This window comes from Aeromonas sp. 5HA1 (genome assembly GCF_029237245.1).
Lineage (GTDB): Bacteria > Pseudomonadota > Gammaproteobacteria > Enterobacterales > Aeromonadaceae > Aeromonas > Aeromonas salmonicida.
The window spans coordinates 289,643-302,398 of sequence record NZ_JAACFW010000001.1; the positions used below are offsets into that span (position 1 = coordinate 289,643).

The 12,756-nt window shown below is 61.1% G+C and carries 13 protein-coding genes; 6 read left to right on the plus strand and 7 right to left on the minus strand.

From position 1 onward, the window contains the following. Nucleotides 1-66 precede the first annotated feature (66 nt). On the plus strand, nucleotides 67-1,545 hold the full coding sequence (locus GWQ27_RS01270) for a carboxypeptidase M32 (protein WP_275906488.1): 1,479 nt from the start codon (nucleotides 67-69) through the stop codon (nucleotides 1,543-1,545). Nucleotides 1,546-1,614: 69 nt separating this feature from the next. On the opposite strand, the gene GWQ27_RS01275 is transcribed toward GWQ27_RS01270, so the two are convergent. Next, on the minus strand, nucleotides 1,615-2,016 hold the full coding sequence (locus GWQ27_RS01275; RefSeq protein ID WP_275906489.1) for a VOC family protein: 402 nt from the start codon (nucleotides 2,014-2,016) through the stop codon (nucleotides 1,615-1,617). 188 nt (nucleotides 2,017-2,204) lie between these two features. Here GWQ27_RS01275 and GWQ27_RS01280 point away from each other — a divergent pair, with 188 nt between their 5' ends. Both GWQ27_RS01280 and GWQ27_RS01285 read left to right on the plus strand, forming a co-directional pair. Continuing rightward, a complete protein-coding gene (locus GWQ27_RS01280) occupies nucleotides 2,205-3,773 on the plus strand; it encodes an AlkA N-terminal domain-containing protein (RefSeq protein WP_275906490.1) in 1,569 nt (522 codons plus the stop codon). Further along, nucleotides 3,760-4,254 carry a methylated-DNA--[protein]-cysteine S-methyltransferase gene (locus GWQ27_RS01285; protein WP_275906491.1) on the plus strand — a complete coding sequence of 165 codons (495 nt, stop codon included), beginning with the start codon at nucleotides 3,760-3,762 and terminating at the stop codon, nucleotides 4,252-4,254. Before GWQ27_RS01280 ends, GWQ27_RS01285 begins: the two co-directional genes overlap by 14 nt. On the opposite strand, the gene GWQ27_RS01290 is transcribed toward GWQ27_RS01285, so the two are convergent. From GWQ27_RS01290 to GWQ27_RS01315, 6 genes are all read right to left on the minus strand, one after another. Then, nucleotides 4,227-4,892, minus strand: coding sequence for a class I SAM-dependent methyltransferase (locus GWQ27_RS01290; protein ID WP_275906492.1), 666 nt, complete (start codon nucleotides 4,890-4,892; stop codon nucleotides 4,227-4,229). The two genes, GWQ27_RS01285 and GWQ27_RS01290, sit on opposite strands and share 28 nt — an antisense overlap. Before the next feature lie 133 nt (nucleotides 4,893-5,025). Further along, nucleotides 5,026-5,277, minus strand: coding sequence for a DUF1272 domain-containing protein (locus tag GWQ27_RS01295; RefSeq protein ID WP_058393546.1), 252 nt, complete (start codon nucleotides 5,275-5,277; stop codon nucleotides 5,026-5,028). 39 nt (nucleotides 5,278-5,316) lie between these two features. Next, nucleotides 5,317-5,646, minus strand: a complete 330-nt coding sequence (locus GWQ27_RS01300) for a DHCW motif cupin fold protein (RefSeq protein WP_159165721.1) — start codon at nucleotides 5,644-5,646, stop codon at nucleotides 5,317-5,319. Between the two features lie 180 nt (nucleotides 5,647-5,826). Further along, a complete protein-coding gene (locus tag GWQ27_RS01305; protein ID WP_275906493.1) occupies nucleotides 5,827-7,695 on the minus strand; it encodes a U32 family peptidase in 1,869 nt (622 codons plus the stop codon). A 190-nt stretch (nucleotides 7,696-7,885) separates the two neighbouring features. Then, entirely contained in the window at nucleotides 7,886-8,494 is a 609-nt protein-coding gene (locus GWQ27_RS01310; protein ID WP_275906494.1) for a LysE family translocator, read from the minus strand. 129 nt (nucleotides 8,495-8,623) lie between these two features. Continuing rightward, nucleotides 8,624-9,565, minus strand: a complete 942-nt coding sequence (locus GWQ27_RS01315; protein ID WP_005311863.1) for a LysR family transcriptional regulator — start codon at nucleotides 9,563-9,565, stop codon at nucleotides 8,624-8,626. 238 nt (nucleotides 9,566-9,803) lie between these two features. Here GWQ27_RS01315 and GWQ27_RS01320 point away from each other — a divergent pair, with 238 nt between their 5' ends. The 3 genes from GWQ27_RS01320 to GWQ27_RS01330 all read left to right on the plus strand — a co-directional run bounded on the left by GWQ27_RS01320 (nucleotide 9,804) and on the right by GWQ27_RS01330 (nucleotide 12,755). Beyond that, on the plus strand, nucleotides 9,804-10,892 hold the full coding sequence (locus tag GWQ27_RS01320) for a ketoacyl-ACP synthase III (protein WP_059169603.1): 1,089 nt from the start codon (nucleotides 9,804-9,806) through the stop codon (nucleotides 10,890-10,892). A gap of 267 nt (nucleotides 10,893-11,159) precedes the next feature. Beyond that, nucleotides 11,160-12,377: a methyl-accepting chemotaxis protein gene (locus GWQ27_RS01325; RefSeq protein WP_275906495.1), complete on the plus strand. Its 1,218-nt coding sequence runs from the start codon at nucleotides 11,160-11,162 to the stop codon at nucleotides 12,375-12,377. 9 nt (nucleotides 12,378-12,386) lie between these two features. Then, the gene (locus GWQ27_RS01330; RefSeq protein ID WP_021140510.1) at nucleotides 12,387-12,755 is read left to right on the plus strand and encodes a response regulator; all 369 of its coding nucleotides are present in this window, start codon (nucleotides 12,387-12,389) and stop codon (nucleotides 12,753-12,755) included. The last annotated feature ends 1 nt before the right edge of the window (nucleotide 12,756 follow it).

A 12,756-nucleotide genomic window follows, 5' to 3' on the forward strand; every position in this document is an offset into this window, starting at 1 on the left:
TCGATCGGCCCCGATCATGCCAGGTACGGGGTGCATACCATCAGGGACGATAACAAGGACAATCCCATGTCATATCAAAAACTTGAACAACATCAGCAACAGCTGCACCGGCTCTCTCACCTCAGCGCCATCTGCGGCTGGGATCAGGCCGCCATGATGCCGGAGGGCGGCAACGAGGCACGCGCCGAGGCCATGGCCGAACTCGGTGTGCTGATCCATCAAAAGCGTACCGCCCCCGAGCTCGGCGACTGGATAGCCAAAGCCGAGAGCGAGCCGCTGGATGACGTTCAGCGCGCCAATCTCGCCGAGATAAAACGCCACTGGCAGGATGCGAGCCTGCTGCCCACGGATCTGGTAGAGGCCTTGTCCCTCGCGGGCAGCAAGTGCGAGCACGCCTGGCGCAGCCAGCGCAAAAACAACGATTGGGCAGGCTTCGCCCCCAATCTGAAGGAAGTGGTGACGCTGTCGCGAGAAGTGGCGAGCCTTCGCGCAGAGGCGCTTGATGTGCGCCCCTACGACGCCATGCTGGCGCTGTACGAACCCGGCATGACGAGTGCGCGGCTCGATCAGATCTTCGGCGATCTCACCGGCTGGCTGCCCGGCCTGATCCAGCAAGTAAGCGAACAGCAAAAAAGCGAGTCCTTGCTGATCCCGCAAGGTCCCTTCCCCATCGCAAATCAGCAGGCGCTCGGTCAGGAGGTAATGGGGCTGCTCGGCTTTGATTTCGCCCACGGCCGGCTCGATGTGAGCAGCCATCCCTTCTGTGGCGGTGTGCCGACCGACGTGCGCATCACCACCCGCTACAACGAGCAAGAATTCGTCTCCAGCCTGATGGGTATAGTGCATGAAACCGGTCACGCCCGTTACGAGCAGGGCCTGCCGCGCCGCCTGCTGGGCCAGCCGGTGGCCGAAGCGCGCTCCATGGGCATTCACGAAAGCCAGAGCCTGTTTTGCGAAATGCAGCTCGGCCATGATGCGGCTTTCCTGGCTCTGCTGGCGCCGCGCATTCGCGCCCACTTTGGTGAGCAGGCGGCGTTTGACCCGGAAAACCTGGCGAAGCTCTACAACCGGGTCGAGCCCGGCTTTATCCGGGTCGATGCGGACGAGGTGACCTACCCGGCTCACGTGATCCTGCGCTACGAGCTGGAGCGTGACCTCATTGAAGGGCGCATCGAGGTGGCGGATCTGCCCGAGCTGTGGGATGCCAAGATGCAGCAGTGGCTCGGCCTCTCCACCAGGGGCAACTACCAGAGTGGCTGCATGCAGGACATTCACTGGACAGACGGTTCGTTTGGCTACTTCCCGAGCTACACGCTCGGCGCCATGTATGCGGCGCAGTTGCGTTTTGCGCTCGAGAAAGAGCTGGGCAACATGAGCAGCGTGATCGAGGCGGGCCGCCTGCCGGAGGTGCTCGCCTGGCTTGGTCGCAACATCTGGTCACAGGGCAGCCAGCACAGCACGGATGAGCTCATCCGCCGCGCGACTGGCGAGGCACTGAACCCGCGCTGGCTGCGCCAGCATCTGGAGCAGCGCTATCTGAAATAACGGATGCGGCGGCAGCAAATGAAGAGGGCAACGGGGCAGCGAGACTGCCCCGTTTTTATGGGCAATCCATCACAGCGGGTCGGGGGTGGTGAGAAGCTCGCGCAATTGCAGGATATTGCCTTCCGGATCGAACGCATTGCGCAGCACCAAACCCGGTCCCGGCCACTGCTGCGGCAACAGGCCGCCACCGAGGTCGGCCGCCTTCGCCTCGGCCCAGGCGAGGCTTGGCACGGTAAAGAACAATTTGATCGCCCCCTGTTCCCGCAGGATCGGTGGCACCTGAATATCGATATCACAGGCAATCGACTCGGGGATGGCGTGGATCAGCAACTGGATGTCGTGATTTTCCATCACCACAAAACCGGCTTCCTGACTGCGAATGTCCATCTGCAGCAAGGTGCGGTAGAAATGGGTCAGCAGGCCGAGATCCTTGGCGTAGATCAGGGCGCCGGCGCGAGCGGGTCCGGGCATGGTGCAATCCTCCTTGAATGTTGTCACACCAGATTCTCACACTTGCCCGCCCGGTTCGACCGCTTTCAACCTCATCATCGGGTCTCTCCCGACGACAATTTTATTTCAATTCCTGTCCGTTTCTGGCTAGTCACTGCGCCCCCTCCCCCTTACTCTCAGCCATACACCCAATGCAGAGCTTGCATCCCATGACCCCACAGCCCGTCAGTGACAACCCTCAGGATGAGGGGACCCCGAGCCTCAGCCGCGAACAGTGCCATGCAGCCCGCCTCGCCCGCGATGCGCGCTTCGATGGCCGTTTCTTTACCGGCGTGCTCTCCACCGGCATCTACTGCCGCCCCGTCTGCCCCGCGCGGCCACCGCACGAGCACAATGTGCGCTACTTCCGAAGCGCAGCTGCCGCCGAGCAGCATGGACTGCGCCCGTGTCTGCGCTGTCGCCCCGAGCTGGCCCCTGCCGCCAGCGGCGATCTACCGCCCGGACTCGCCCGTTTGCTGGCGCGGATAGAACGTGGCGAGCTGGCAGACACAACGCTCGCAATGCTCGCGCAGCAGGCCGGGATCACGGAGCGCACGCTGCGCCGCCAGTTCGAACAGCACCTTGGCGCCTCGCCAAAACAGGTGGAGCAGACGCGCCGCCTGCTGCTCGCGAAACGGCTGCTGACCGAAACTGCACTGCCCATCACGGATATCGCATTTGCGGCAGGCTTTGCGAGCATCCGCCGCTTCAACGATGCATGGAGCCAGGCGTATGGCCTCGCCCCCCGGGCATTGCGACAACAGCAAGGGAGTGAAGCGACGGCGGAAGGTGGCGCTGCACTCACGCTGCAATTGCCGTATCGCCCGCCCTACGATGTGGCGGCCATGCTGGCGTTCTACCGGCTACGGGCCATCCCCGGGCTGGAGCGGGTTGATGGAAATGTGTATGAACGGCGCCACAGGGTCGGCGATCAGTCTGGATGGATCCGCATCGAGCAGGGCAAGGGCCATAGCATCAGGCTCACAGTGCATGATCTGCCGCCCGCTGCACTGCCTGATCTCTTGTATCGCGTGCGCCGCATGTGGGATCTCGATGCCGACATGCAGCGCATCGGCGAGCGGCTCGGCCAGGATCCGCTGCTGGCCCGCTTGCAGTCACGCTGGCCCGGGGTGCGACTGCCCGCCGGTTGGGATGAGTACGAGGTGATGTTGCGCGCCATTGTTGGCCAGCAGGTATCGGTCAAGGGCGCCATCACCATTATGAGTCGGCTGCTGGCGCGTACCGAGGCGCAATTCGGCGTGGCCCAGCTGCCCACACCAGCGCAGCTGTGTGCACTGGATTTGGATGGCATCGGCATGCCCGGCAGTCGCATCCGCACGCTGCAAGGGCTCGCCGCTGCGCTCGCGAACGGTGCACTTTCCCTGAGCACAGCCAGCGACGAGCAATTATTGGCCTTGCCGGGCATAGGCCCCTGGACGGTCGCCTACTGGCGGCTGCGCTGCGGGCAGGATCCGGACGCCTTCCCCGCCTCCGATCTGGTGCTGCAAAAGGCGCTGGGGGGCGGCGACAAACTGCCGGTGAAGGAGGTATTGGCGCAAAGCGCAGCATGGCAACCGTGGCGCGGCTATGCCGCGAGCTGGCTGTGGCACGCCATGAGCGAGCAACCAGAGCTGCTGATCAACAAGCCATTGACCACCACTGCGAGCCTGGTTTCACCCACAACGGGGAGCAATGCGCCCCAAAGCCATGACGAGGAGATAACCCATGATCCGTTATGACATGCTGCCAACAGACTGCGGCGATCTGCTGGTCGCCATCAACGGCCGCGGCCTGGTACACGTGGACTTTGTGGCAGGCCTGCGGGCGCTGCCCGATATGAGCGGCTGGCAACAAGATGGCGAGGCGCTCGCCCCCTATCTTGCCGAATTTGCCGCCTATTTCGCCGGGCGTCTGCAGCGCTTTACCCTGCCACTCGCCGCCCACGGCACGGCTTTTCAGCAGGCGGTATGGCAGGCACTGTGTGATATCCCCTATGGCGAAACCCGCAGTTACGGCGATATTGCCCGCACCATCGGCAAACCGGCGGCGGTACGGGCAGTCGGCGCGGCGAACGGTCGCAATCCGCTATCGATCATAGTGCCCTGCCATCGCGTGATAGGCCAAAACGGCAGCCTGACCGGTTATGCGGGCGGTCTTCCCATCAAGCAGCAGTTGCTGGCGCTTGAATGTGCTCAGTCACGTTCAGCCAACCAGCCATGAAAACCGAGCGCCTGGAAATAGCGCCAGCCAGTGCCAAACCCGGCGGCCCCCAACAGTTGCCGGGTTTGGTCCTCATTCAAGGGGAAAAAGTCCCGATCCAGACGCTGTATCATCTGCTCGCTGGCCGAGAGCGGTAAACCGGCCAGATGGGCCTGCAGGCCCATAACCGCTCGCTCGGTGTCATCTTGCGCCGCCATCAAGTCGGCCATCAGCAAGGGAGATCCCGCCCGGATCTGACGGGCAATATCCCGCAGTAGCGCCGTTTTTTGCTCAAAGGGAAGGAAGTGCAGCACCAGCAGACAGAGCGCACCGTCACACCCCAGGCTCTGTGCCGGTAGCGGCCCTTCCCACCATGTGACCCGCTCGGCCATGTCAGCCAGCTCCGCCCGCTGGCGGGCCTGTGTCAGCATGTCCGCCGAAATATCCTGGGCAATAAACTGCCATTCGGGACAGGACTGGCCCAGCAGCAAGAGTTCACTGCCCGTGCCGACCCCCACCAGCAGCACACGAGCGCGAGGGCCAAGCCTTGTCATCAGCTGGGCTGCACTGAGCTGATGCAGCAGCGCATAACCGGGTACCAGCCGCGAGATGCGCTGATCATAATCTTGTGCCCCGTCACCTTTGAATCGTTCCACCATCTGCTCCTCCTTGCTCGTTGGAACCCTTGATACGGGCTCCTGTCGGGAGAAGGTAAAGCGCCATGATGACGCCAGAGTTCAGGCCTTGTACGCCGCCCACGAGATGCCCCGGAAACGGCGACCAGGAGTGCCGCTAGCTATCTCTCTTGTTTCTCAGGGCCGGATTGAATATTCGCTTGATGGAAGCCGGACTGTTCGCCAGCTTGGCCGTGGGGCGGCGGGGACGCCTGACCAGTTCGCCGCCGCAGTTGGGGCAAGTCAGTTGCAGATAGTGCTCGCTGCAATCGGCGCAGAAGGTGCACTCGAAAGAGCAGATATAGGCAAGCCCGGTGTCGGCGGGCAGGTCCTTGTCACAACATTCACAGTTGGGCCTGAGTTCGAGCATGGTGGTTGACCTCAGTGGCAGCGGAAGAAGGTGAGCGGCTCAGTCGACGATAAAGAGCTTGGCACCCAGCTCGGTGAAGGATCTATGGGGCTCGGCGTTGTCGGCCACCTGATAGCTCATGCCCGCCGTCAGGGTGAAAACCCGGCCATCCTGCAACTCTGTGTGCAGCTCCCCCTCGATGCAGAGCAGGACGTGCCCCTTGCTGCACCAGTGATCCGCCAGGTAGCCAGCAGAATATTCCACCATCCGAACCCGCAGCGCACCAAAGGTTTGGGTATGCCAACGGGCAACGCCGGTTTCCCCCTTGTGCTCGGTCGGCGCTATATCGGCCCAGCGGGTCGTGCAAAACGGCAGGTCTTTGATTTCCATCACAACTCCATTTGTCGAAAAAACGGGGATCCCAAGGACGACTCGCTTGCCCCCACAGAAGGCATTGCCATGCCAGCCGTTGACCGCGGCATCTCGGGCAAGCGGGCCCTCTCTCGAGCGTCTTATACTGCCATCAAACCCACTCCTGTGGCATGCCCCGTCTGGTCCCTTGATGGGCCATTAACGCTTGAGGCTCCCCATCACCTGCATTTCGCAGCGGTGGCAGTCAAAGCGCAGGCGGAAGGTATCTTTACCCATCTTGAGCTCCAGCGGCTCGGCCTTGAGGCCGGGCACCTCTTTCGGGCAGAGGTTCTGGCTGTAGCGGATGCAGTGTTTGGTGATCATCAGCACCACTTCTCCCTCCTCCTTGTTCGCCTCATAGGCCGGGGCGATGCGCTCCACCCCGTGCTCGCGGAAGAACTGCTCGGCGGCGCTGTTCAGCACATTGCCAAGGTAGGAGAGACGGTGCTGGGGATAGCTGACATCCCGCAGGGTGATGCGCCGCTCGGGCCTCTGGTAGCTGGCAAGACGAGCCTCTTCCAGCGCGGCTATGCCGTCACGACGCAGACCGTTGAGCATGGACGCGGCGATGAATAGCGGGTAAGTGAATGCCAACTCAATCTTGCGCGCCACAAACAGGGTATTGCCGAGCTTGCCAAGCTGGTCGCGCGCCTGTTGCAACGCCCGCTCCGGATTGTCGGCAAGCTGTTTGTCGCAGGGAAACCGGACGGTGGCGCTGATGCCCTGCTCATCGGTGAGATCGAGCCGGATCCCTTCGTCGCACTCAGAGAGCTGCATGTCGACCCGGATACGGCGATCCGCGCTCGCCTTCTCCAGCATCTTGCTGAATGCCTGATCGTGGTTGCGATATATCTCGGTGCCTACTTTCAGACCAGGAATGGACTCGGAGAAGAGTAACTGCTTACGTCCTGCCCTCTCTTCCACCTTGTTGAGGCGCATCCCCACCAGCTCCTTGTTCGGCTTGAAGAAGCCGAGACCGTCACCGTTGTTGAGGCTGACCTGGTTGCCGTCTATCTCGATACCGTCACGAGTCACCTTGGTGACTCGCCCCAGCGGCTCGCCCACGTATTTCGGACTTTGGGTGGAGTCGATCCCCTGTTGGCGACCATGGAGGAAATAGTCGGTAGCGCCACGGTTGAAGCTCTTTTTCGGATCCGGCTCGAAGCTGTAGCTGCAACGACCCGCCGAGGCGGCCACCAGATCGGAGCGGCTATCGAGAATGGCGTCGAGCTTCTTGCGATACCAGGCGGTGACGTTCTTGACGTAATCGAGCCCCTTGAGGCGCCCCTCAATCTTGAAGGAGCGAATGCCTGCCGCGATCAGCGCCTCCAGATTGTCGGTCTGATCCATGTCTTTCAGGGAGAGCAAATGACTGTCGGCCACCAGCACTTCCCCATCGGGCTTTTGCAGCGAGCAGGGCAGCCGGCAGAGCTGGGCACACTCGCCACGATTGGCGCTGCGGCCGGTACGGGCATGGCTGATATTGCACTGGCCGCTGTAAGAGACACAGAGCGCGCCGTGGATAAAGAACTCCAGCTGTACATTGGTCGCTGCGCTTATCTCACGGATCTGTGCAAGGGACAGCTCACGCGCCAACACCACCTGAGAGAAGCCCACATCCTGCAGAAACTTCACCTTCTCCGTCGTGCGGTTGTCGGTCTGGGTACTGGCATGGAGCGCTATGGGCGGCAGATCCAGCGCCAGCAGCCCCATGTCCTGCACGATAAGTGCATCGGCCCCCGCTTGGTAGATCTGGTGGGTTAGGCGCCGGGCCTGCTCCAGTTCGTGATCGTGCAGCAAGGTGTTGAAGGCGACAAAGACCTGGGCGCCGAAACGGTGGGCATGGCGCGCCAGCGCTTCAATATCGTCGAGGGAGTTGCCCGCCGCGCTGCGGGCACCAAAGGCAGGGCCGCCTATATAGACGGCATCAGCGCCATGGTTGATCGCTTCGATGCCGTAGGCGAGATTCTTGGCCGGAGCCAGCAGTTCGAGGCGGTTCAGGGTGTGGTGATTAGTCTGTGGATGCATGGTCTCTGAATCTATCGGCAGACAGAAAATGCCCGTCACTCTAGGCCAGTCACCCTGGGTTTGCCTTGATCCCGCTTAAGATCACCGCGAAATACAGGATTGAACGTCTGGCGCTCGCAGTCCCGCCTGTGGAGCCGGGAATTCGTTCAGCGGCCCTGCCCTCATGGCACGAGCCGCTGACAAGCGAACCTCAGAGCACCACTTTGAGCGCCAGCCCCAGCAGCACCAGACCACTCACCTTGTCGATGACAACGGACTTGGCCTTGAGCCAGGCCAGCACTGGGCCACGAGAGAGTACCAGCGCTACCAGCACGTACCAGACAGCATCTATGCCGCCTGCGGTGAGCATCATGATCCCCCCCTCGTTCCAGCCTGTATCGGCACGCACAAACTGGCTGAACAGGGCGATAAAGAAGATGGCGAGCTGGGGGTTGAGAAAGGCCACCATAAAGCCTTCGAATGCCCCCTGACGGCCACGCAGTTGATGAACCACCTCCTCGGTCCTGGCGCTGACGGGCTTGGCAAGCAACGCCTTGATGCCGAGCCAGGCGAGAAACGCGGCGCCGCCGTAGCGGATCAGATCAAACAGCAGCGGCGTCTGGGTGATCAGCACCGACAGCCCCAGCGCAGTAATAAGCGCATAGATCCCCACCCCAAAGCCGTGGCCGAGGGCGGTCGCCACCCCGTGCCCCTGCCCACCCTGCACAGTGTTGCGAATGATCAACGCCAGACTCGGCCCCGGGCTGATAGCCCCCATTACACAGATCGCGGCCAGTGCCAGCCAACTCGTCAATTCCATACCCTTTCCTTGTCTGCACGCTGAATGTAAATACCTGGGCTCAGGGTAAGGGGCGGCTTGTTATGCCAGAAGTGAAAGTTGTGAATAGATTCCATAGCCAATGGCTATAGTCTGGTACAACTGACTGGGCTAGCGGGCACGAACCAGCAGCTTTCGGCTCTCGGCAATGGTGCGCTGCAGGTGCTCCCGCAAGAAGGGGTAAGCCAGCTCGCGAAACCACTTGTGGGCAGGATCCTGATGATGGCGCTGATGCCACAGCAGATGATACTGCTGGGATCGAGTCGCAAACGGCAGATCCTGAAAGGTGAGCCCGTGCTCGCGGGAGAGCTGCCAGGCAATATGGGCAGGCGTCGTCATCAGGCAATCGGTGCGCAGCAACACCTCCACCGCAGCCTGAAAGAAAGGTACACGGGCAAACCAGCGCCGAAGCAGCCCCTGCGGCGCCAGCACCTGCTCTACCGGGCTGTCCTTGTCGCCACCGCCACTCACCTGCAGATGGGGCCAGGCAAGATACTCATCCAGGCCTAGAGGATTGCCCGCCAACGGGTGGTGGCTGCCCATCAACACTACCAGCCGATCTTCTCCCTGATGCAGACCACGGATCTGCTCCGGCACCAGATCCGTGATAGTGGAGACCAGATCCAGCTCGGATTGCCACAACTGTGGCAGCTGGCGCTTGTCCCACAGACTGTATTCCAGCGCAGCCAGGGGCGCTTCCCTGGCCAGCGCCGCACAGATATCCGGCAGAATATGCTGGGCCACGTAATCGGACGAGGCGAGTCTGAATACCCGCTCGCAGCGGCCAGGGTCAAACCCGGGCGCCTCATAGAGCCGCTCCAGCGCACAGAGGGAGTCAGACAGCTGAGCCGCCAGCGTCTCGGCCCTGGGCGTCAGCAACCAGCGTTGCCCTTCACGCACCAGCAGTTCATCACCAAACTCGTTGCGCAACTGGCCGAGCTGCTTGCTGATGGAAGGCTGGCTCAGGTGCAGCAGCTCCGCCGCCCGGCTGATGTTGCGGGTCTCCAGCAACACCTTGAGGGTAGGCAACAGGTTGAGATTGGCTTTGTGCAAGGGGTGACCCCATCCGTGGTGGAAAGCCCTATCTTAGGGCAGAGGCGTCTTTCGTTTTAAGCAAAATTTCCCGCTATTTTCGGCCACAGATGCCACCTGTCGAGCCGCCTTGCAGCCAGATGACCACTCAGGTAACCCTTCAGATAACGATGACCACAAGATGACAGTGGTTGTCTCGTGCGGCATAATTGCGCGATTTTCCGCCCGCGGGCGATCCACTTTGAGAAGCGGTAACAAGATGAAATACGCCAATATCACCGGTTGGGGCAAATGTCTGCCTCCCTCTGTGCTGACCAACGATGACCTCAGCACCATCATGGATACGTCGGATGAGTGGATCTATCCGCGTACCGGTATCAAGGCCCGCCGGATCTCCCATGTCAGCACCTCGGATCTCGCCACCCTGGCCGGTCGTCGCGCCCTCGCCTGTGCCGGTCTCGACGCCAGCGATCTCGATGGCATCATACTGGCCACAGCTACCCCGGATAATCTGCTGCCGAGCGCGGCCTCTGCGGTGCAGAAGAAGCTCGGCGCCGTCAACGCCGCCGTGTTCGATCTCAACGCCGCCTGTACCGGTTTCGTCTACTCCCTCTCCGTCGCCACCTCGCTGGTACAGACTGGCATGATGAAGAGGGTACTGGTGATCGGCGCCGAGCGCCTGACCTATCTGCTGGACTGGGCACGCCGGGACACTGCCGTGCTGTTTGGTGATGGCGCAGGTGCCGTAGTGATCGAAGCAAGCGAGCAGGAGTGCGGCCTTATCGCCAACAAGCTCGGTTGTGACAGTGAGGCGCGGGAAATACTGCACGTCCCGAACTTTGGTACCGATCGAGTGCGTTTTGCCGATGTCGATGGCCTCTTCACCTTCAACTTCGAAGGGCCAGAGATCTTCAAACGCGCCGTGCGCGGCATGGGAGAAGCCACCAGCTCAGTGCTGGCTCAAGCTGGCATAGACCCTGAACAGGTCGATCTCATAGTGCCGCACCAGGCCAACATCCGCATCATCGAGACTCTGGCCAAGCGCATGAACGCCCCCATGGAAAAGGTGATGGTCAACATCGAAAACTACGGCAATACCTCCGCCGCTACCGTGCCCATCGCCCTGTGTGAAGCGCTGGAGCAAGGCCGCGTCAAGCCGAACTCCTATCTGCTCACCGCCGCCTTCGGTGCCGGTCTGACCTGGGGCGCAGCCATCATCAAATGGGGCGATCGCGTTACTCCTGTCGGCCAATGCGATGCCGAACTGCCTCCGTGCGACAAGAGTGCGCTGGAGCTGATTGCCCACGCCGTCGAAGGCTGCCAGAAGGCCCACGCCAACCAGGCCTGATCTTCATCGGGAGCCTGATCATCAGGCTCCTCTCTTCTCCCTTCACCGCCTTCCCACTCGTTAGTTCATCACCACGCTACCGCATCCATATTCCAGTTTTCTCAGTACTCCCCCCCGAATAAGACCAATTCGCAACCAAGTACTTTTTTTGCGCTAACCTTACTGAGCCATTTGTAACTATGGGTTCAGGCGCAGCTCATCCTTCTTGTCACCAGCGGGAGAGCAGCGGGTTCCCATCTCAACTCACATGCAGGGATGAGTTCGCGTATGACAGATCACAAAACGGCAGAGACCACTGCATTCTGGGACCCGGTGAGCTGGGCATCTTGCCTGGGCATAGGCCTGCTCAGCACCCTCTTGCTGGTGCTGGCCGGCAGCCCCCTGCCTTATCTGCTTGCCAACGGCGCGCTGGCGCTGGGCGCCGCCGTGTGGAACTCACACCACTATCACAACAAGCAGGAGTCAAGACCCCACGAAGAGGAGCAGGCTCATACCTGGTCAGCAGCCCAGCTCAACCATTCCATCATCGGGCTCGAGCAGGTGTGTGAAAAGGCCGTCCCCATCTGGTCACAACAGATTGAAAACTCTCGACTGCAAACCGAAGAGGCCATGATCGATTTGACCCAGCGCTTTGCGGGGCTCACCACCAAGCTGGAAGAGGCGGTAGCCGCCTCACACGATGCTGCCGGGGATCTGGGGGGGGCAAAGTCGGCAGGCATGGCCGCCGTACTCGCCGAGAGTCAGGCCCAGCTCAATCAGGTGCTCACCATCATGCATTCGGCGCAGGCCAATCGCGACGCCATGCTGGCAGAGATCAAGACCCTCACCGCCTACACCATAGAACTCAATACCATGGCGCTCGACGTGGCCAAGATAGCCTCCCAGACCAACTTGCTGGCGCTCAATGCCGCCATCGAAGCCGCGCGGGCCGGTGAGGCAGGTCGTGGTTTTGCCGTGGTGGCCGACGAAGTCCGCACTCTCTCACGCCTCTCCAGCGAGACAGCCCAAAAGATGACGGACAAGGTCGACACCATCAACACAGGTATCAGTCGCGCCTTCCAGATAGCAGAAAGCGCCGCCGCACGAGACCAAGCCGCGGTCAGCGACTCTGAGCGTGCCATCGAGCAAGTACTGGAGCGCTTTCGTATGGCCACCACCAGCCTGTCGGAATCAGCCGCCTTGCTGCAGAGCGAGAGCGCAGGGATCCACAGGGAGATCTCCGATGTCATAGTGTCGTTACAGTTCCAGGATAGGGTCAGTCAAATACTCAACCACGTACGCCAGAACATGGACAGTCTCTATGACCACCTGGTTTCTTCCCGCAACAGGCCCCATCAATCCGGCCCCCTCCAGATCGATGCAGACAGCTGGCTGGCTGAGATGGAGCTCTCCTATGCCACCGATGAACAACGCAATATTCACCACGGCCGCCGCCAAGCCGCTGTGGTCAACGCATCCAGCAATGCAGACGTCACTTTTTTCTAGGAGACAACTATGCCCAAAACAGTCCTGATCGTGGATGACTCGGCAACTATTCGCCAAGTGGTCGGCATGACACTCAAGGGAGCCGGATACGAGGTGATGGAAGCCTGCGATGGCAAGGATGCCCTCAGAAAACTCGACGGCAAGAAGATCAATCTCATCATCAGCGACGTCAACATGCCGAACATGGACGGCATCAGCTTCGTCAAGGAGGCCAAGAAACTGGCCAGCTACAAGTTCACCCCCGTCATCATGCTGACCACGGAATCCCAGGACAGCAAGAAGCAGGAAGGACAAGCAGCCGGGGCCAAGGCCTGGGTGGTCAAGCCGTTCCAGCCAGACCAGATGCTGGCGGCCGTCGCCAAGCTCATCATGCCCTGAG